The organism is Methylocystis sp., from assembly GCF_051061225.1.
Taxonomy (GTDB): Bacteria; Pseudomonadota; Alphaproteobacteria; order Rhizobiales; family Beijerinckiaceae; genus Methylocystis.
The window spans coordinates 1-16633 of record NZ_JBPFEB010000097.1 but is presented as its reverse complement, the minus strand read 5'-3'; the positions used below and the strand labels follow the sequence as shown (position 1 = coordinate 16633).

The window sequence follows — 16633 nt, the reverse complement described above, 5'->3', positions numbered from 1 at the left end:
TGCTGTAGGTTCAGCGTCAGACGTTGTCCCAATTGTAGCGTGACGACGGCGGCAACGGCCAGAAGACCATCACCACGGCATCGGCCATGTTCGGCGAGCGCGTTCCCTCCGGCGTCTTGTTCACCAGCATCTTGAGAGCGCCGGTTCGCCCCCGCGTCGCCTGGCTTAGTTCCTTGCGCAGCTTCTGCAGGTTCGGGAGCGTGGACGGCAGCGAGATCATCGTCGCCGGATCGTGCGTCTCCCCTTCCGTCACGGCCTTGTGCGTCCGCTCGAACCGCCGGCGGAGTTCCCACCAGGCCTGCGCCTTCAGGTTCGCGTAGAAGTCCTTGTTGAGCGGGCTCTCGTCGTCGCCGGGAATGACGTGATCGTCGGGATTGAGTGGACCGGCGCCGGCGGACCATGGCACGAAGCGCAATCCTTTCGGAAGCAGCTTCTCCTTCTCCAGCCGGTTGGCCTCGCTCTTCACGCCCGCGCCGACGCCGACGCTGTCATATTGCAGGTCCAGCTCCGATCCGCCGACAATCTCGACGGCCTTGCGCGTGGCCTCGCCGACGTCGCCGTCGCCCCAATCTTCGACATGACGGAGGATGCTGCCCTTGCGCAGCGCCAGCGCGTGAAGGTCTCCGCCTTCGTCGGCGACGTCGAGCGCCGCGCCCCAACCGCCGCTGTCGTCGAAACCGAGCTTCAGGTGCGCATCGATCGCGGAGGCCACCCACGGCGCCGGGATGATGACGCCTTCGACGGACGCGGAGTAATCGCGATCGACCTCCTGCGCGAACACATGGAGCAGCCCGTCGCTCTCGGCCTTGGCGCGGCGCTGGTCGTACCACGCCTGGTCCTTGGCCGGGTGGTCGCTCCAGTCCATGATGAACACGTTGACCTGCGTCTTCGCGAGAGGCTGGCCTGACCGCCATTCCTTCCCGGCTTCGCGGCGGCGGTGGAAGACGTTCCCGAGTCCGTTCACGCTCGAGACGTCGATCTGACAGTTGGTATTGTCTGCCAGCGCCGCTTCGATCTTCTCCGGCCGCTCGTAGTGCGCGCTCTCGTCCTTGAAGTAGAGGAGCTTGCGACCGCCGCGCCCGATGTTGTCGCCCGCTTCTCCTGTGATCGTCGCGCCCGTCTCCGGATTCACGATCTTCATGAACGGCATGTGGTCCGCCTCGCTGAAGCCGCGCGGGAGCATGAACCGGGGCAGATGGCGGACGATGATCCGCATTTTCTCGAAGATGCTGTCGGGATCGCCGATCTTGTCGACGAGCTGCTCCTTGCGACTGCCCCAGCCGACGGCCGCGCCGGGCCAGTACAGCCACAGCCACACGGAAAAGGCGCAGCAGAGCCAGGTCACGCCCATGTCGCGGCTCTTCTCGTTGAGGCCATTCTGCTGCTCGACGACGCAGGCGAGAAGGAACTCGATCCACTCGCGCTGTTTGCGGAACAGGACGAACGGCATCGTGGTCGGGATATCGCCGCCGGCGACGCGCGGATCGTAGGTCACGGCCCAATGATTGATCCACGCGATAGGATCGTTGCGGTAGCGCTCCTTCAGCCCCAATCGCAGGACAGGATCGGCGCGGATGCGGCGGATGCGCTGCTGGCGAGCGGCGAACTCCGCGACATAATCCGGTGGCCAGGGTTCGCGGGGAGAGAGCATTCACGCCGCCTTTGTGACGATCGTGAACCGCTCGCCCATTCGAGGTGCGCGCTTCGCCGCTTTCTGCAGCGCCAGCGCAATCGCCGACGGTCCTTTGACGGTGTCGCTATACGATCGATCCATGACGAGCTCGTGGCGCATGTGAGCGTTCACGGCATGGAGCATGATGACCTCGCATCCGGTCGGCTCACGATCGGCTTTGGCCGTGTTGCAGGCGATGTGGGTGAGAACGAGGTTTCCGCGGTTGCCGAGCCGCTTGTAGCGGGCGCGCGGATAGACATGATCGAGGTTCCAGCCGGTATCGTCGTGGAATCGCTCGTCGCGGATCAGCGGCCGTCCGCAAATGGCGCAGCGACCATCCTGCGCTTTCCATAGGCGGTTTTCGAAGTTGATACGGCCGTCGGCGTTCATTACCCCAGCTCGTCGCGGTACTTCTCCGCCGCTTCTTTCGCCGACATGCCCTTCTCGATCAGGGCGGCGATCACCGCGTCCGGGTTTTCGAGGCGGAGCTTGTCGTTGAACATGCCCAAGTGGCGGGCAACGTTCTCCAGCGCCTTACCCTGGTCCTGCAGCTTGATCTCGAAACCCGCCTGTGTCTCCTTCACGCCGGCGAACAGGGCGCGGGCCTGCGGCGATAACTTGCGCGTGTCGGTCGCGAAGATGGTGGCGACGCCTTCGCCGAAGCATTTGGGGCAGTCGTCGGCCGGATCGTTCCTGCGGTCGTACCCATAGCCGCCGTCATTCGTAGGAGCACCATCCGGCAGCTCGCCGTCGTCGCCTTCGTCCTCCTTGCTCTTGCGCATGAAGGCAGCGAGCGCCGCGGAAAACTCTTCGGCATCTCGCCATTGATACCGGTGGTCCTTGCCGTGGCAGTAGCGGCAACAGCGACGACGGAACTGGATCAGCTCATTCGGATCGGCAGTCGCAATTTGCCAGAAGCGCTCGAGCACCTTCTCCTGCGTGATCTCCGTCTTTTCCGACAGGGCGGAGCGGCGGGCTTCGATCGCGGCGGCAATTTCAGGTTTCTTAAGGTTCTCATCTCCGATCTGTCCGGCGGTCTTCTTGCTGTAACCGGAGCGGATCGCGGCCTGCGTGGCATTGAGGTCCACCAGGTACTCTTCGACGAAGCGCTGTTGTTTGGGCGTGAGAGGCATGGCCGTTCAATTTACCCCTTCGCCATGCTCGCCCTGTAGTGCCGCCACAGCGTCGAAGCCCTTGGACTTGGCGAGATCGACCATCTGGGCGGCGGAGACGCGCCGCGTTCCCAGCCACCATTCATCCTTCCCCGCCGGCGAGACGATCCAGCCGCCGTTGCGGCGGATCCTGAGGTACTGCGCGGCGTGGCGGGCGACCGTGAAGCTGACCTTGCGCCTGTCGCGGATCGGGGCAGCGCGAACGGAGAGCGCTCGTATCTCCCGATGCTCGACCATGCGGGTGGACCTGGTGATCCACCTGCCATTGCCCCGCTGGTGCTTCACGTAATCGGCCCGGGCGGCGATCAGGCGCTCCTTGCCGCGTTCGTCCAGCCAGCGGTTCACTGTTCGCTTCGATGCGCGATACCAGCTCTCGCACTGGTCGCGGCCCTGCTCGATGAAGATCACGTCGAAGTCGTCGGGGACCGGCCGCGGCGGCGGTTTGCCTTTCAACCCCGACTGATGATCGATCCCCACCGCAAATTCTCCCACCGCGATCAGCATGATTACCCCGCCGCCGTCCGTCTCTCGGCATCCTTCACGATTTCGCCCGCTACCTTCCCGATCGGAATGTTCCACTTCCTGCGCACTTCGTCGGCCAGGTCCGGTTTCCCGATCCGCTCGTAGAAGGCGATGGTCGACGGCGCCTGCAGCCGTTGTTCCTCTTCCGACAGTGGGGCTTTCTTCGGTTCAGGAGGCGCGTTGCCGAACTTCTGGGCACGCATCACCGCTTCGTGGCGGGCAATCACCCGGTTCGCCCAAGTGCCGCGCCAGTCGGCCTTCATCTTGCGCTCGGATCGCCAGTAGCAGGCGAACGCCTCGCCCTCGGTGGCGTAGCTGGCTTCCGTCCATTTCTCGGCGCAGGCCTTGGCGCGTGGCGGGAGCTCGACGACAGGAGGCGGCGTCCAGCCTTCAGGAATGATCGACTTCACACCCTTGCCCCCCGGGGGGGCTATGGGGGGTTTATCTTCTGACTCTGTCTCTGTTTCTGGGGTGCGTGAGTCACGCGTGACACGCCCGTTACTCACGCTTTTGTCACGTTCCTTTGTTTTCCGGTCCTTGGCGCGCTTGCGCCGCTGGCGCTCCGTGGCGGTCGGATCGGCGTCGCTCTCGAATTGCCTTTTGTCGAAATTACAGAGGGTTATTCCGCTTTCCGAGCGCTCGATAAGGTCAACAGCCTCCATCGCGTGAAGGATCGCGGGGACCATTCCATCGTCGAAATCGAGCACCCCGGCCATGAACTCTTCGTCGCGTTCGCACGTCCCGCGATGGTCCAAATGGGCCGCATCTTCGAGCATGAAGGCCCAAAGTGCGATCACGTCACGCACGGTGACCGTGACGTCACGGTTTGTCACGCGTGACAGGTGCGTGCCGGCCTTTCGGGCGACGACGCGAAACTTGCCGTCCTCGCATGTGCCCTCGTACCAGCGCAGCCACCGGCTCATGACAGCGCCTCGCGGAGACGGGCGACGTCGGCCGCGAAAGCCAAATCCCTGGCCATCAGGCTTTCAATCCGCCGGATCGCGTGGAGGACCGTCGTGTGGTCGCGTTCGAAGCGTCGGCCGATGGCAGGGAGGGACTGCGGCGTGGTCTTGGCGGTGAGATACATCGCGACCTGGCGCGGCCGAGAATACTCTAGCGCCCTCCGGCGGCTCGTCATTTCAATGAGGTCGATGCCGTAGAACTTGGCGACGATGCGCTGGATATGCGCGATCGGCTGCTCGGCGTTGATGAAAATATAATCGCGGATTCGCCGCGGTTTCACCTCTTGCGTGACGAGGCGCGGCTTCTCCGGCGGCGGAGTGCCTGCGGCGGTCAGGATCGCGATTAGGAGCCGCTGCGACCCGGTGGCCGCGTTGTCCTTGTCCGATGCGACGCGGCCGAAGTCGGCGACCGGCTTGGCATCCGGCTTCAATCCTCTCGGCTCGAGATGCACGGCGATCATGCGGCCTCCGCGTTCATCAGCTCGAACAGCGACGGCACCGCCTTTTCCGCTTCCGCCTGGCGGCAATAGTGAACCGCGTCCGTGTAGCTATCGGCGTTCAATTCGACGCCATATCCGCGCCGTCCCAGCTTCACCGCGCGCATCGGCACGGTGCCAAGGCCGGCGAAAGGATCGAACACGAGCTCGCCGGGATTGGAGTAGAGCCGGATCGCCCGGTCGACGATGTCGAACTGCAGAGGACAATTTTTTACGATGCAGCCTTCGGCCGTGAAGCTCGCATCCTCGGCAACCTGCAGGCACCACGTCTCGGCCTCGCCAGCAACTTCGATGCTACGGACCTTTTTCCACGCGCCATCATCGAGAACGAACGACTTCTTTCGCCTGTCTGCTGGCACGTCGAATGAGAGGGCCCATTCTTGTCGACAATGAACGGCTCTACCTTGGATAATGCTATCGCGCTCGCCGCGACCAGGGTGGACGGTAGCAATGGCGCCATGGACGCGCTGAACCAGGAGCGAAATACCGAGCAGCAAGTCTCGACTGACGCTGCTGGCCATCCAGCGACCGCGATCTTCGCGGAAATGTCCGTCACCGGATAGATATCCGTCGAGCAGCGCGGCCGACAGTTCGTTGGAAACTTCAAACGCGGGCGGCGGCAGATGCTTAGTTGAAGCGCCTGATCCGCAAAGCCTTATCGTTGCCCGGAGCAGCGGCCCCGCTTTCACGCGAATCTGAATGGCCGTTCCCGTGTCGACGATCTGGCCAGCCAACTCACCAAGGCGAGCAACTAGCTCATCGCGCTCATGATGGCCGCACGAGATGTGGATGCCCTTGCGGGTGTCCAGATGCCCATCGGCCAGCCACCGCCCGACAATCCACCAATCCCGCTCGTCGAGGCGCGGGGCTTCGTAAAGGTCTTGTTCGCCAATTGGCGGAAGCTTCTGGTTAACGTAGGCGCCGAGCGTGTCGGCCGCTTCTATCCATTCCGGTTCGACATATTCCGCGCCTTCGCGCTCACGGACTCTCCTCGATTTACGCGCCCAAAGCCTGTGATCCGGTGTGAGGGTGAGGCCCGGAACACCCTGCGCTTTCAGCGTCACGACCGGACGAACGCCTGTGCAGGCTACGGCCTCAACCAGGCGCCAGCGGCCCATGTGCGTAAGAGCCTGCCAACCGACGTGAACTTCTTCGATCGGCACGTAGCCGCGACCCCGAATCAGGACACGCGAACCTCGGGCCAGGCAAATGTGAGCTTCCACGCGCCTGCGGCTCTGCTCCGAATTGAGCGTCCGCATCCGAACGATATCGGTCCAGACGTCGTCGCGAATGCAGCCGGGTTTCAGGACGGAGAAGGTCTTCGGGAGCGCCTTGCGCTCCGCCAGCGCTTCGCCGATCGCGACGTGCGCCTCGTGATCGTAGACGTCCTGGACGGACCATGCCGGAAACAGCCTGGCGAGCGCGTCGGGCGACAGCAGCGCCATGTCGGCGGCGCCGACCGGCCGGTCTCCGGACGACCGCCACAAGGCGTCGGCATCGATCTGCCAGCGGGCGAGGCTATACTCGTCCTCGCTCTTCGTGACCGGCTCGTCGGCATAGCCATTGGAGCGATCCGTCGGCAGCTTGAAGAACAGGAGCAGGAACTCCGGAGAGCCGCTGCCCATTTTCGAGCTGTCCTTGCGGAGCTCCTTGTAGGTCAGGCGATAGGTCTGATTGTTCTCGCGAACGACGTCCGTCGCGATGAAACGCAGGCCCATGTAGCCGAAGCCGTGGCGCTGAAAGTGCGCGATCGTGTCGGCGTGGAAGGGCTCGACGGTCGGGCGCGTCATGCCCGTCACGGATGCGAACCGGATGCGGTCCTTGACGTGAACGGCGGCGATCCGGCCCGGCTTCAGGATCCGGAGCAGTTGCGGCGTGAGGAAGTCCATCTGCTCGAAAAAGTGGCCGTGATCGTCGGTATGGCCGAAATCGTTGTAGCTGGCGCTGTACTCGTAGTGATTGCCGAACGGGATCGATGTCACCACCAGGTCAACGCTGTCGTCGGCGAGACGGCGGACCTCGTCCACGCAATCGTTGTTCACCATGCGCCAGAGATCGCCTGCCTCTTGCGCGCGCTCGCAGCCGATGGTGCGCTTCAAGGTCTCCGCGGCGGCGTCATGATTGAGGCCATATTCGCGGATGATTACGCTCATTCGCTGCCGGAGCTCCTCATCGGCGTCCCATTTGTGCTGGAAACTGCGGACGACTTCGCGCTCTGTATCGGCGTGGATGAAATCGACCTCGACCGGATGCTCCTGCTGGAAACGCTGCAGCCGGTGAATCGCCTGGATTACGTCGTTGAACTTGAAGCTGGCACCGACGAACGCCATCCGGTGACAGTGCCGCTGAAGGTTCGGGCCGGAGCCGAGCATGACCGGCTTGGCGGCGAGAATCGGAATGCGGCCGTCCGCGAAGTCGCCGACGATGGTCTCGCGATCCTCGAGCTTCTGTGTGCCGAAGACGGCTTTTGCTTCCGGCAACGCCGCCGTGATTGCCTTCCGTTCGTCCTCGAGATCGTGCCAGACAATGAAATGATCGCCGCGCTTCCGGCCGGCCGTCACGATCTCGGTCGCCTTGGCGATGCGGCCGTCGATGGTCCGCCTCTTTTCGCGGGCCGCATCGACAACGCCGATCGCGGCGTCTCGCATCAGCCGGTGCTGGCCGTTCGCTTCCACGACGTCGCCGGCAATATCGGTCTCGACCTCGTGCCAGCGCACCGTGAGCGGCGGGAGATCGTAACCCTCATCGGAAAAGCCGAGATCGGACGGCTTCTGCAGGAACACGCCCCAGCTGTTCAGCCACAGCCAAAACTCCGCTTCCTTGTGCGGGTAGAGGGTGAGGTCGTTCGCCTTCTCGCTGTTGCGCTGGAAGAAGCGGGTGAGCGCCTGGCCGGTGTCCATGATGCCGAGGAACCCAGCGTAATGAATCAGCTCCTTGTAGCGGTTCGGAGACGGCGTGGCCGTCGCGACATGGCGGTAGGGCACGTTGGCGAAGAGCGGCAGGAACTCTTGATAGGTTTTCGAGCCGTAGGAGCGCAGCACCGCCGCTTCGTCGAGCGAGGTCCAGCCGAAGCGCGAAAGAGTGATCTTGCCTTCGCGGACGCTTTCATAATTGGTGAGGAAGATCGGCGGCTCGATATCATCGTCCGGCCGCATCGCATCGATCTCCGCATCCGATTTGACGAATGCAACCTTGATATCGAGCAGGGCGGCGTCGATCAGGAACTCGCGGCGGACGCCGAGCGGCAGGACGATCAGGCCAAGACAGCCGGTCTTCGTCGTGATGAGCCGCCCGATTTCAAGCTGGATCATCGTCTTGTGGAGGCCGAAGGCGGCAAAGATGCCCCTGCGCCCGCCCTGGACCGCCCAGCGGACGATATGGCGGACATGCTCCTTCATCGGCCGGCCGTCGGTCAGGTGCGACCGGACCTCGTCGAGCTCGCACGGCAGGCCAAGCGAGGGCGGCGTTGCGATCTTCGCTTCAAGGAAGGTGCGATAGGCGTCCGCCGCGGTTGGATCGTCGCGGCTCATGCCGCCTTTTCCTTCGCCTTGCAGAATGGTGAGGTGCAGGCTGCAGTTTGGTCGCTGAAAACTCTCTGCTGGCACTGGTCACACCACATCGGCTCGCAAGCGATAGGCGACTTCCTTTCGATGAATTGCGGCTCGGCCTTCTGCTCAACAAGACGGCGACGCGCGGCCGGCGAACGAATGACCCTGTTTTCCGGCTTCGGCGGCGTCGGCTTCCATGGCGGAGCGGCCACTGCCCCGGCCGGAGGGTCAGGCTGCGGTTGCCAGCAATCGGGCTCGGGATATCGACTGTAGCCGTCGGACCAGTACCAAATGGTCCCGTTTGTGCGCCTGCCGTAGTTGTGGTTCTTTTCCCACTTCGGCCCGCTGCGCCAGAAAACGACGATCGCGCGGTCCTTGAACCAGCCGATGATGCGGGAGCCGTCGCGCGGCGCTGTGTCCATCGTCTGCCAGGTCATTGCGCCTGCCACCCATATTTGGCGCGGAGGTCGGAGAGCATATTGTGCACCCCCCCCCCGGCTGGTTCCGAGGCGCTGCGCAATCAACGGCATCGGAATGTCGAGCGACAACAACTCCGCGAAGCGGTCGAGCTTGGCCGCATAGTCGGCTTGCTGCTGGGTGGAGCGCGGCATCAGGAGGCACTCTCGAGGGGGACCCACTCGACACCGCTCCACGGCGCGCCCTGGTCGCGAAGAAAGCGATAGGCGTTATCGGGACTGTTCACGGTCGCAACCGGCCAGCCGAGACCGGTCAGGACCGCGTGAACGGCCTTCTGTTCTTCCGAAAGGCGTCCGGTCTTCGGCCGCTTCACTTCGATGAACGCGCCCTGGTTGAACGGCCAGAGAATGAGGAGATCGGGCATCCCGACCTTCATGCCGTCGCCTTTGAGTGCGCCGATCTGCTTGAAGCGCGCGGTCGCATTGCCGGCGAGATGCGCGCCGTTCGGGATTGCCGTGACGAAGACAGATGGAAAACAGACACCAATCATCCGCAGGATGAGGCGCTGAACCTGGCGCTCGGAGGGGAGCGGCAGCACGTTCATGCCGCCAGCCTCATCTCGGCAACCGGAAGCCGCCACACGATCGCCTTGCGGCCGCTGGCGTTAAGCCGACGCTCGCCACTGTCTTCGAGCTTGCCCAATTCGCGCAGTTCCGTGCAGCGCGGCCGGATGGAGAGGATTGACATATTCAGCCGTGCGGCGGCTTCGTCCGCCGTGAGCGGACCGTGGAGGCTGATCGTCGCAAGGACTTTGGCCCGGAGCGTTTTCGCGTCGATCCCTTGGGCGGCTTCCCGCGACGTATCCGTGCGCTTGAAACCCGCCTCGACCGGATAGCGCCGCTCGACGTCGGCGATGATGTCGAGAAGGTCAGCCATGCGCCGGCTCCTTCGCGCGGTGCTTTTTCGTGAGGTCGCTCCAGGCCTTGCGGCTTCCCTCCGCCTGGTTCGGCCGGAGCTTGCGGAAGGCGCTTGCCTGCCACCAGTGCGGCAAGCCTTCGAGAGCGAGCGCGTCGAAGCCGAAGACGATGCTGACAGCGGTCACGCGAACCAGCGCGCCCTTCTTCGGGCCATCCATCGGATACGCTCCCATGAAGGACCACGGACCGTCGTCTACACACTCGCCAAGGTCGCCGGCCTGCCAATCGTCGGTCGCGCGCGAACCGGGCGGAGGCATAAGGTCGATAGAGATCGGCTTGGACCGGCCGAGCGCGCGGTTGATGAAGCTGCGGAGGCTCATGATGCCAGCGCCTTCCGCCGCGCGATGTAGGCAGCGTTCCGCTTGCCGCGACGTGAGCCGCGGGAAACCGGCTGCTCGCCGAATTTGCGGCGCACGATTTCCGGTGCCCGCTTGCCGGACGGAAGTGGCGTACAGAAGCCGACAATCCTTCCATCCCGATAGCGCGGGCGACGTCGATCAGGCTCGACGCCGCGCTTTTCCATCAGGCGAAGGTGAATGCGGCGGACAAGGCTGCTCATTCCGCGCCTCCGTTCAGTTTCTCGGTAAGTTCGGGCCAAGCTTCGCTTGCGCGGCGGAAGGCGACGAAGCCCATCTCCGCTTCGCCAGCGATGTATTTCGCGACCATGTCGTCAGTGCGCCCGAGAACGCGCGCCATGTCCTCGAGCGTGAGGCGGCGGCTATTCTTGATTTGAAGGAGCGCGGTGCCGGTTTCGGCAAGAACGTCTGCTTGCGCTTTACCGAAGATATTCGGGGAGGACGCCATTATATGCCGCTCCCGCCATGAGTGCGATTCAGTGGCTGATTAGTGCGCGTACCCGATGGGCCGGCCTTTGCTCCGCCGCTCCCCACCCCCGGCATAGAGTTTCGCCGGCCCATCGCCTCCTTGGGGACAGCCGGAAAATCTCCGAACACCGACAGTGGCGCGAGGCCAGGACGCTCGCCGCGCCGCGCGAGACGCCACGACAATGCCCAGACGCCGGAAATCGTCCCGGCGGCGATTGCAGCGATGATCCACCCCGCCGCCACGGCCTAGCAGTCCGCCAGCGCGCGAGGGTGGATGGTGAGGCGAGAGCGAAAGGCCATCATGCCGCCGCCTGTTCCGGCTCGTCGTGCGGCGGCTCTTCCCATTCTCCGCGCTCGATCGCCTCGATATGCGGTTCGAGCTTTGTCAGCACCGCGGCGGTCGGATTCCATTCCTCCCGATCGGCCCCGTACAGGGTGTTGCGATGAAGTCCGGCCTTCTTTGCGAGCCCGTAAGCAGTGACGTTAGGCTGTTTGAGTGCCGCGCGGACGCGCTCGATGAAGTCTGTGACCATGTCGCGCAAATAAGCATATCCCAATATGCTACGCAAGCGCGAAATTCATATCGGGATGTGCTACGGCGTCGCTACTCTCCGCGGATGGAGAAAACGCCAGACGAGCGCCGCGAAATTTTGCGGAAATTCATCGCCGATAATGAATTGAAGATCGCGCGCTGGGCCAAGGATTCAGGCGTCGACAAGAACTCCATCTACAATTTCCTCAACGGCCATTCCAACGCACTGGACCCGCGAACTTATGGCAAGCTGGCGCGGACGGCCGAAGTTCCGACCTGGAGATTGAGCGGCGATGCTCCGGAACCGCCGTCGCCAACGTCCATTTGGGTATCGGGACACGTCGAAGCAGGATCCTTTCGAGAGGCCGTGGAATGGGACCGTTCCCAATGGTATCCGCTCGATGTGCCGGTGCCCGATCGGTTCCGGCGCAAGGCGAAGGCGCTCGAGGTCCGCGGTTTCAGCATGGACCTGGAATATAAGCCCGGCGCCGTCGTCATCTGGGTGGACGTTCTCGACTCGCGACCGCCGCGCGATAGCGACCATGTGATTGTCTATGCCCAACATCGCGACGGCAAAACCGAAGCGACGGTCAAGGAGCTGCGAGTCGACGAAGAGGGCCGGCGATGGCTTTGGCCACGCTCGACGAAACCGGAGCATCAGCAACCGATGAACGTCGATAATCCGCCCAAAGAAGTGAACTCGATAGAGATTAAAGGCCTTGTGATCGGAGACTACAGGCCGCGAATGCATTAGCATATCGGAATGTGAAAAAGTGCTTGCCTAGCATATTCTGATATGCTTTATGGACGTCGAAAGGATCGACGTTCATGGCCCAGATCAGCCCCCTTCACCGCGGCGCCCGCGCGTTCAACGACAACCGCGCGACCGGCAATTGGACGCCTCACCGGCATCGCCCGATTAGCGGCCCGCCGTGGTGGCTGGACATGGCCTGCAAGGCTTTCATTCTCGCCATGGCCGTCGTCTCGGTCGCGCTCTGGATCGCGTTTTAATGAGCGGCGACCTTATCAACACGCTGGAAGCGCCCGGCGAGTTCGATGCGCTGACGACGCTTCGCCCCAACGAGCCCTATTTCCTGCTCGTCGGCCGCGACGGTTCGGCTCCCGATCTCGTTTGCCAATGGGCGGACACAAACCGCCGGCGCGCCCTGGCCGATTTCGACGCCGGCCGGATCGACAAGGACAAGCGCGAGACGGAGCTTCGAAAGTCGACGCAGGCCGAAATGATCGCCGCGTCGATGCGCGAATATAAGGCCGGTCACGATCCGGTCGCGGAGACGCGGAACGCGCCTTCCTACACCGGCCACGAGCTGCCGGAAGAGACGAAGCGGCGGGACAAACGCCAGAGGCTCCAGGCCAGCGCGCGGTCGGCCGTCACCAACGCGATTGCCGAACTAACGGTACTGCTTCCGCTGCTCGACGAAAGCGATGATTTCCACGCCGTCGCCAGCTCGGTCGAAGGGCTGCGGGGGCTTGAACGGCTTGCGGACGCCTTGACGCCCGCCCGCCCGATCGGAGCGGCGGCATGAGCGTCGTCCATTACCAGGTCGAAGTCTTCTACGACACGATCTTCCAGCCGCTTTGCGAGAACCAGGCGGGCCGCGACGCGGTCGCCGATTGCGAGCGCGACGTCGAAATGACGGACCGCGACGAAGAGGTCACCTGCAAGAAGTGCCTGAAAGCGCTCGGCTATGAAATCGAGCCTGCGCGTCACGTTTTCACGGAACGCGCGCGGCTGGGGAAAGCCGCATGATCGGCGAGACCAATCACGCGCTCTGGATCGAAAACGGAGACGGAGCCGCCAAGGCGCACCGCGTCGTTCCATGGGGAAAGCCGCATCTCGCGGTCATCGCCGGCCGTCGCCAGCGCGCGATTCCCGTGCGCTTCATGGGCACGACGAACGAACGCCTGGTTCCTGCCTCCGACCTCGTTCCGGCCGCGCCGCTAACCGATGCGGAAGAGCGGGAATACGACCAGCTCGACCGCCAACTCGCCGGCACAATGGGCGAAGCGCGGACCTTGAAGCGGTTCAACGCCCTGCGCCTGCGCTGGATTCTCTTCGGAGGCGAGGAATGAGCGACACCGCAGCCATGCTCGCCGCGCTTGGCCTTCCCGCCGTTTCTGTCGAGCCGGAAGTGCTTCGCGCCGACCTCAATCGCATTCAGGAAAAGTCGCTGGCCAGCATTCTTGCCGCGCTCGTGAACGACAACGAGCCGCTGCTCAAAGCCGACGTCACCGGCAACGTTATCACTGTGAGCGAGCGGGGAGGTCAGGCGACCTTCACCTTCACGGTCAAAGCTTCCAGCAGGGACGGGGGCGGCGAACCGAAAGCCGCTCCCGACGATCAACAGTGACTTGGGAAATGGAAACCGTTGCCGAGTGCATCGGCGACGACGCTCGAAAGGACGCGCCAGTCGGATTGTTCTATCCGCCCGTCCTTCCGGAAACGCCGGACCTGCCGCCGCCCGGCATCTACTTCGGAATGCCCGAAGAGGAATACCACGCGCTGCCGGCGCTCTCGTCACATGGAATCAAGCACCTTGCCTCTTCGCCCATGCTGTTCTGGGCGCGCGCGTCATGGCTGTCGGCGAAGCGCCACAAGGCGGAAGCCGAACGCGCGCTCGAAGAACGTCAGCACCAGGTCGTCGGCAAGGCTTACCATTGCCGGATCATGGAAGGGCGCGACGAGTTCGACCGCCGCTTCGCCATCGACCTGTCGGAAGAGGAATGCGCCGACGCGCTTGTCCATACCGACCAGATCAAGGCGGCGATAACCGGCGCCGGCGAAAAGCCCGTCGCCAAGGTTCCGGACCAGCTTCCCGACAATGGCGGGGAGTATATGCGGACCGCGAAAAAGGCGGACTGGATCGCGCAGCTGCTCGATATCGACCCCGCCGCCAAGATCCTGGACGTGATGCAGGAGCGGCACCGCGCCGCGCACCAGGGCAAGAACTTCATCAGCCGCGAAGCTTTCGAGCAGATCGAGATCGCTGCGAAGATGATCGACGACGATCCGGAGGTCCGCCACGCCTTCCGCGACGGTTATCCCGAAGTCGTTCTCATCTGGACGTGCCCGCGAACCGGCGTCCCGATGAAGGCGCGGGTCGATTATCTGAAGCTGCGCGCGATCGTCGACTTGAAGAGCATCGCCAATCAGCGGGAACGGAGTCTCGAGCAGGCGATCCGCTTCGAGATCGCCTCCTACCACTACAATATCCAGCCGAGCGTCTATGCCGAAGGCGTCGAGATCGTTCGGCGGCTGGTGAAGGAAGTCGGTCGCAGGGCGATCCACCTTCACAATCAGTCTGGCGACGACGCGATCGCCGAATGGACCCTCAAATGGGCCGCTCAAACCGACCTCGAATGGCTTTGGGTATTCCAGCAGAAGGGTGACGCGCCGGTCACGCGCGGCGTCTTCTATCCGCTCGCCGGTACGACCCGCATGGTCACCGACGAGATCGTTCGCCAGCAGAAGCGCCGCTTCCGCCAGTTCAGCGAGACCTTCGGCACCGATCCTTGGGTCGACGTGCGCCCGATCTACGACCTCGCCGATGAAGACCTTCCGGCGAGCGCCACCGAAATCTGATGGAGAACGAAATGGATCATCCCGCAACCGATATCGCGCATGACGTTCCGGCGTCTGTGGCGGAAGAAGCCGAGCGCTCCGGCGTTCCGGCTGTCCAGCAGCCGAAAGCCCAGCTGGTCGCCCATGAGGGCGGGGTGTTGCCGATCATGCCGCGAAGCATCGAAGAGGCCGCGCGCTACGCCCAGGGCTTGATCGTCGGTGGTATCGTGCCCGACGCCTTCAAGGAGCGCGGTTCCAGCGTCGTCAACAAAGAGCTCGTCATGATGGGCGTCCTGAAGGCGATGGAGATCGGCGTTCCGCCGCAAACTGGCCTTGCAGGACTTCTCCCGATCAACGGCCGGTTCAGCGTTTGGGGCGACCTTGCCGCCGCTCTCGTCCAGCGGACGGGCCAGGTCGAACGGCAGACGACCGCGGAACTTGGCGCTGGCAACTTCGATCCCGACGCCCCGCTCGGCGAATGGCCCGACGCCTACGGCTTCCGCGTCTGCTACTGGCGCAAGGGACAGGCCGATCCTTATGTCGGCGAGTTCACGGTTCGCGACGCCAAGCGCGCGGGCTTGTGGAACAACGCGCGTCGCGATCCCTGGATAAAATATCCCAAGCGGATGCTGTTCAATCGGGCCCGCGCGTGGCCTCTCCGCGACGGTTTCGCCGATGCCCTGTGTGGCCTCACGATCGCCGAAGAGGTCATGGACACGCTGCCACCGGCCGTTGACGAGCGCGGCCCGTCCAAGCGGCTGTCGTCGCTGATCGACGAAGAGGCGGAGGATGCGGCCGAAGTCGAGACCGCAGAGCGCGGCGAGACGGAAGGCGGTGCGGAATGAACGCGCGCCTTACTCTCGACGTCGCGCCTTGCACTGCGCTCTCTGTTGCTTGCGAGGAAGCACAGCGCTTGGCTGACCTGGCGCGCGAAAATGTCGCCTTCGACTTCAATGGCGTCGTTTGCATCGCCGAGCCTGACGGGAGCGCCGATCATCTCGCACACCAGCAATCGCTGGCGCAGCGCGTGACACTAAGCTGCAGCAGCAGTTCGCAAATGGTCGAGATGATCGTGCCGGAGGGCGATGCGCGATGACCGCCCGCCCCAACCTCCGCGTCGTCAAAGGCGAGGAACCGACCGTCGAGGACGAGCTGCGAACGCTGCTCCGCTGTCTCGACCGCGTGAAGCGCGAGAAGGCCACGATCGAAGGCCGGATGCAGCCGCTTCGGCGACAATATGCCGACGATCGCGGCGAAGTGATGCTGCCGACGATCGAGCGGCTTCAACGGGAGTTGCTGTCATGAAATCGAAAGGGGGAACCGCAATGGCGGAGACTGCATCCAAATCGAAGGCTCCGCGCAAGGCGAAGAAGGCGAAGGCGCCGGCCAAGATCAAGTCGATCAAGGGCTTCAACCGCGACCTGACCTGCAACGGGTTCCAATTCGCGCCGGAAAAGACGTTCAGGCACGACGGCGACGTGGAGTGCTGCGCGTCCGGGTTTCACGCCTGCACGATCGAAGCACACCCGCTCGAAGTGTTCGGCTATTACGCGCCTGGCACGTCCCGCTATTTCGAGGTCGTCCAGCACGGCCCGTTCGACACGAACGACGACATCAAGATCGCGTCGGCCAAGATCACGATCGGGCTTGAGCTTTCCATTTCCGACCTGACCAGGCGCGCAATCGAATGGGTCTTTTCGCGCGTCAAGAAGGCCGAGGGATCGCATTGCGATGCCGAGGCGGGCGCGGCTTCGGCGACCGGCTATCAGGGAGCCGCTTCGGCGACCGGCGATTATGGCGCGGCTTCGGCGACCGGCGATTATGGCGCGGCTTCGGCGACCGGCTATCAGGGAGCCGCTTCGGCGACCGGCGATTATGGCGCGGCTTCGGCGACCGGCGATTATGGCGCGGCTTCGGCGACCGGCTA

General features: G+C 63.6%; 25 protein-coding genes. 11 read left to right on the top strand and 14 right to left on the bottom strand.

From position 1 onward, the window contains the following. Positions 1-16: 16 nt before the first annotated feature. The 14 genes from ACR652_RS17665 to ACR652_RS17600 form a co-directional block, all read right to left on the bottom strand. Positions 17-1651: a hypothetical protein gene (locus ACR652_RS17665; RefSeq protein WP_434507796.1), complete on the bottom strand. Its 1635-nt coding sequence runs from the start codon at positions 1649-1651 to the stop codon at positions 17-19. Further along, positions 1652-2062, bottom strand: coding sequence for a hypothetical protein (locus tag ACR652_RS17660; RefSeq protein WP_434507795.1), 411 nt, complete (start codon positions 2060-2062; stop codon positions 1652-1654). Continuing rightward, entirely contained in the window at positions 2062-2805 is a 744-nt protein-coding gene (locus ACR652_RS17655; protein WP_434507794.1) for a terminase small subunit, read from the bottom strand. The genes ACR652_RS17660 and ACR652_RS17655 overlap by 1 nt, the downstream gene beginning before the upstream one ends. A 6-nt stretch (positions 2806-2811) precedes the next feature. After that, positions 2812-3348, bottom strand: a complete 537-nt coding sequence (locus ACR652_RS17650) for a hypothetical protein (RefSeq protein ID WP_434507793.1) — start codon at positions 3346-3348, stop codon at positions 2812-2814. Between the two features lie 2 nt (positions 3349-3350). Then, the gene (locus ACR652_RS17645) at positions 3351-4289 is read right to left on the bottom strand and encodes a hypothetical protein (protein WP_434507792.1); all 939 of its coding nucleotides are present in this window, start codon (positions 4287-4289) and stop codon (positions 3351-3353) included. Next, positions 4286-4789 (bottom strand): helix-turn-helix domain-containing protein, encoded by a 504-nt coding sequence (locus tag ACR652_RS17640; protein ID WP_434507791.1) that lies wholly within the window; start codon positions 4787-4789, stop codon positions 4286-4288. Before ACR652_RS17640 ends, ACR652_RS17645 begins: the two co-directional genes overlap by 4 nt. Then, positions 4786-8355, bottom strand: a complete 3570-nt coding sequence (locus ACR652_RS17635; RefSeq protein WP_434507790.1) for a DNA methyltransferase — start codon at positions 8353-8355, stop codon at positions 4786-4788. Before ACR652_RS17635 ends, ACR652_RS17640 begins: the two co-directional genes overlap by 4 nt. After that, the gene (locus ACR652_RS17630) at positions 8352-8984 is read right to left on the bottom strand and encodes a hypothetical protein (RefSeq protein WP_434507789.1); all 633 of its coding nucleotides are present in this window, start codon (positions 8982-8984) and stop codon (positions 8352-8354) included. The genes ACR652_RS17635 and ACR652_RS17630 overlap by 4 nt, the downstream gene beginning before the upstream one ends. Then, positions 8984-9394, bottom strand: coding sequence for a VRR-NUC domain-containing protein (locus ACR652_RS17625; RefSeq protein WP_434507788.1), 411 nt, complete (start codon positions 9392-9394; stop codon positions 8984-8986). Before ACR652_RS17625 ends, ACR652_RS17630 begins: the two co-directional genes overlap by 1 nt. Beyond that, the gene (locus ACR652_RS17620; RefSeq protein WP_434507787.1) at positions 9391-9726 is read right to left on the bottom strand and encodes a hypothetical protein; all 336 of its coding nucleotides are present in this window, start codon (positions 9724-9726) and stop codon (positions 9391-9393) included. The genes ACR652_RS17625 and ACR652_RS17620 overlap by 4 nt, the downstream gene beginning before the upstream one ends. After that, complete coding sequence (locus tag ACR652_RS17615) at positions 9719-10087, bottom strand: hypothetical protein (RefSeq protein ID WP_434507786.1); 369 nt, start codon at positions 10085-10087, stop codon at positions 9719-9721. Before ACR652_RS17615 ends, ACR652_RS17620 begins: the two co-directional genes overlap by 8 nt. Further along, positions 10084-10326 carry a hypothetical protein gene (locus ACR652_RS17610; RefSeq protein WP_434507785.1) on the bottom strand — a complete coding sequence of 81 codons (243 nt, stop codon included), beginning with the start codon at positions 10324-10326 and terminating at the stop codon, positions 10084-10086. The genes ACR652_RS17615 and ACR652_RS17610 overlap by 4 nt, the downstream gene beginning before the upstream one ends. Then, positions 10323-10571 carry a hypothetical protein gene (locus ACR652_RS17605; protein ID WP_434507784.1) on the bottom strand — a complete coding sequence of 83 codons (249 nt, stop codon included), beginning with the start codon at positions 10569-10571 and terminating at the stop codon, positions 10323-10325. Before ACR652_RS17605 ends, ACR652_RS17610 begins: the two co-directional genes overlap by 4 nt. 319 nt (positions 10572-10890) lie before the next feature. Beyond that, on the bottom strand, positions 10891-11133 hold the full coding sequence (locus tag ACR652_RS17600) for a hypothetical protein (RefSeq protein ID WP_434507783.1): 243 nt from the start codon (positions 11131-11133) through the stop codon (positions 10891-10893). A gap of 75 nt (positions 11134-11208) precedes the next feature. On the opposite strand from ACR652_RS17600, the gene ACR652_RS17595 reads away from it, so the two are divergent. The 11 genes from ACR652_RS17595 to ACR652_RS17545 form a co-directional block, all read left to right on the top strand. After that, entirely contained in the window at positions 11209-11877 is a 669-nt protein-coding gene (locus ACR652_RS17595; RefSeq protein WP_434507782.1) for a LexA family protein, read from the top strand. Positions 11878-11951: 74 nt separating this feature from the next. Continuing rightward, positions 11952-12134, top strand: a complete 183-nt coding sequence (locus tag ACR652_RS17590) for a hypothetical protein (protein ID WP_434507781.1) — start codon at positions 11952-11954, stop codon at positions 12132-12134. Further along, entirely contained in the window at positions 12134-12670 is a 537-nt protein-coding gene (locus ACR652_RS17585; protein WP_434507780.1) for a hypothetical protein, read from the top strand. Before ACR652_RS17590 ends, ACR652_RS17585 begins: the two co-directional genes overlap by 1 nt. Next, complete coding sequence (locus ACR652_RS17580) at positions 12667-12894, top strand: hypothetical protein (protein ID WP_434507779.1); 228 nt, start codon at positions 12667-12669, stop codon at positions 12892-12894. The genes ACR652_RS17585 and ACR652_RS17580 overlap by 4 nt, the downstream gene beginning before the upstream one ends. Then, positions 12891-13217: a hypothetical protein gene (locus ACR652_RS17575; RefSeq protein ID WP_434507778.1), complete on the top strand. Its 327-nt coding sequence runs from the start codon at positions 12891-12893 to the stop codon at positions 13215-13217. Before ACR652_RS17580 ends, ACR652_RS17575 begins: the two co-directional genes overlap by 4 nt. Then, a complete protein-coding gene (locus ACR652_RS17570) occupies positions 13214-13495 on the top strand; it encodes a hypothetical protein (RefSeq protein ID WP_434507777.1) in 282 nt (93 codons plus the stop codon). The genes ACR652_RS17575 and ACR652_RS17570 overlap by 4 nt, the downstream gene beginning before the upstream one ends. Then, positions 13492-14727, top strand: a complete 1236-nt coding sequence (locus ACR652_RS17565; protein WP_434507776.1) for a PD-(D/E)XK nuclease-like domain-containing protein — start codon at positions 13492-13494, stop codon at positions 14725-14727. The genes ACR652_RS17570 and ACR652_RS17565 overlap by 4 nt, the downstream gene beginning before the upstream one ends. 11 nt (positions 14728-14738) lie before the next feature. Further along, positions 14739-15551, top strand: a complete 813-nt coding sequence (locus ACR652_RS17560; RefSeq protein ID WP_434507775.1) for a hypothetical protein — start codon at positions 14739-14741, stop codon at positions 15549-15551. Beyond that, positions 15548-15802, top strand: coding sequence for a hypothetical protein (locus ACR652_RS17555; RefSeq protein WP_434507774.1), 255 nt, complete (start codon positions 15548-15550; stop codon positions 15800-15802). Before ACR652_RS17560 ends, ACR652_RS17555 begins: the two co-directional genes overlap by 4 nt. Further along, positions 15799-16011: a hypothetical protein gene (locus ACR652_RS17550; protein ID WP_434507773.1), complete on the top strand. Its 213-nt coding sequence runs from the start codon at positions 15799-15801 to the stop codon at positions 16009-16011. The genes ACR652_RS17555 and ACR652_RS17550 overlap by 4 nt, the downstream gene beginning before the upstream one ends. A 20-nt stretch (positions 16012-16031) precedes the next feature. Continuing rightward, positions 16032-16633: DUF7666 domain-containing protein (locus ACR652_RS17545; protein WP_434507772.1), on the top strand; the 602-nt coding region annotated here is incomplete at its 3' end.

What these genes read in the sequence shown, in the direction of transcription:
- ACR652_RS17610 (WP_434507785.1), bottom strand. Translation starts at nt 10,326, where the DNA reads ATGAGCAGCCTTGTCCGCCGCATTCACCTTCGCCTGATGGAAAAGCGC.
- ACR652_RS17655 (WP_434507794.1), bottom strand. Translation starts at nt 2,805, where the DNA reads ATGCCTCTCACGCCCAAACAACAGCGCTTCGTCGAAGAGTACCTGGTG.
- ACR652_RS17620 (WP_434507787.1), bottom strand. Translation starts at nt 9,726, where the DNA reads ATGGCTGACCTTCTCGACATCATCGCCGACGTCGAGCGGCGCTATCCG.
- ACR652_RS17615 (WP_434507786.1), bottom strand. Translation starts at nt 10,087, where the DNA reads ATGAGCCTCCGCAGCTTCATCAACCGCGCGCTCGGCCGGTCCAAGCCG.
- ACR652_RS17635 (WP_434507790.1), bottom strand. Translation starts at nt 8,355, where the DNA reads ATGAGCCGCGACGATCCAACCGCGGCGGACGCCTATCGCACCTTCCTT.
- ACR652_RS17625 (WP_434507788.1), bottom strand. Translation starts at nt 9,394, where the DNA reads ATGAACGTGCTGCCGCTCCCCTCCGAGCGCCAGGTTCAGCGCCTCATC.
- ACR652_RS17575 (WP_434507778.1), top strand. Translation starts at nt 12,891, where the DNA reads ATGATCGGCGAGACCAATCACGCGCTCTGGATCGAAAACGGAGACGGA.
- ACR652_RS17595 (WP_434507782.1), top strand. Translation starts at nt 11,209, where the DNA reads ATGGAGAAAACGCCAGACGAGCGCCGCGAAATTTTGCGGAAATTCATC.
- ACR652_RS17580 (WP_434507779.1), top strand. Translation starts at nt 12,667, where the DNA reads ATGAGCGTCGTCCATTACCAGGTCGAAGTCTTCTACGACACGATCTTC.
- ACR652_RS17645 (WP_434507792.1), bottom strand. Translation starts at nt 4,289, where the DNA reads ATGAGCCGGTGGCTGCGCTGGTACGAGGGCACATGCGAGGACGGCAAG.
- ACR652_RS17555 (WP_434507774.1), top strand. Translation starts at nt 15,548, where the DNA reads ATGAACGCGCGCCTTACTCTCGACGTCGCGCCTTGCACTGCGCTCTCT.
- ACR652_RS17650 (WP_434507793.1), bottom strand. Translation starts at nt 3,348, where the DNA reads ATGCTGATCGCGGTGGGAGAATTTGCGGTGGGGATCGATCATCAGTCG.
- ACR652_RS17590 (WP_434507781.1), top strand. Translation starts at nt 11,952, where the DNA reads ATGGCCCAGATCAGCCCCCTTCACCGCGGCGCCCGCGCGTTCAACGAC.
- ACR652_RS17550 (WP_434507773.1), top strand. Translation starts at nt 15,799, where the DNA reads ATGACCGCCCGCCCCAACCTCCGCGTCGTCAAAGGCGAGGAACCGACC.
- ACR652_RS17585 (WP_434507780.1), top strand. Translation starts at nt 12,134, where the DNA reads ATGAGCGGCGACCTTATCAACACGCTGGAAGCGCCCGGCGAGTTCGAT.
- ACR652_RS17640 (WP_434507791.1), bottom strand. Translation starts at nt 4,789, where the DNA reads ATGATCGCCGTGCATCTCGAGCCGAGAGGATTGAAGCCGGATGCCAAG.
- ACR652_RS17570 (WP_434507777.1), top strand. Translation starts at nt 13,214, where the DNA reads ATGAGCGACACCGCAGCCATGCTCGCCGCGCTTGGCCTTCCCGCCGTT.
- ACR652_RS17605 (WP_434507784.1), bottom strand. Translation starts at nt 10,571, where the DNA reads ATGGCGTCCTCCCCGAATATCTTCGGTAAAGCGCAAGCAGACGTTCTT.
- ACR652_RS17660 (WP_434507795.1), bottom strand. Translation starts at nt 2,062, where the DNA reads ATGAACGCCGACGGCCGTATCAACTTCGAAAACCGCCTATGGAAAGCG.
- ACR652_RS17630 (WP_434507789.1), bottom strand. Translation starts at nt 8,984, where the DNA reads ATGCCGCGCTCCACCCAGCAGCAAGCCGACTATGCGGCCAAGCTCGAC.
- ACR652_RS17665 (WP_434507796.1), bottom strand. Translation starts at nt 1,651, where the DNA reads ATGCTCTCTCCCCGCGAACCCTGGCCACCGGATTATGTCGCGGAGTTC.
- ACR652_RS17560 (WP_434507775.1), top strand. Translation starts at nt 14,739, where the DNA reads ATGGATCATCCCGCAACCGATATCGCGCATGACGTTCCGGCGTCTGTG.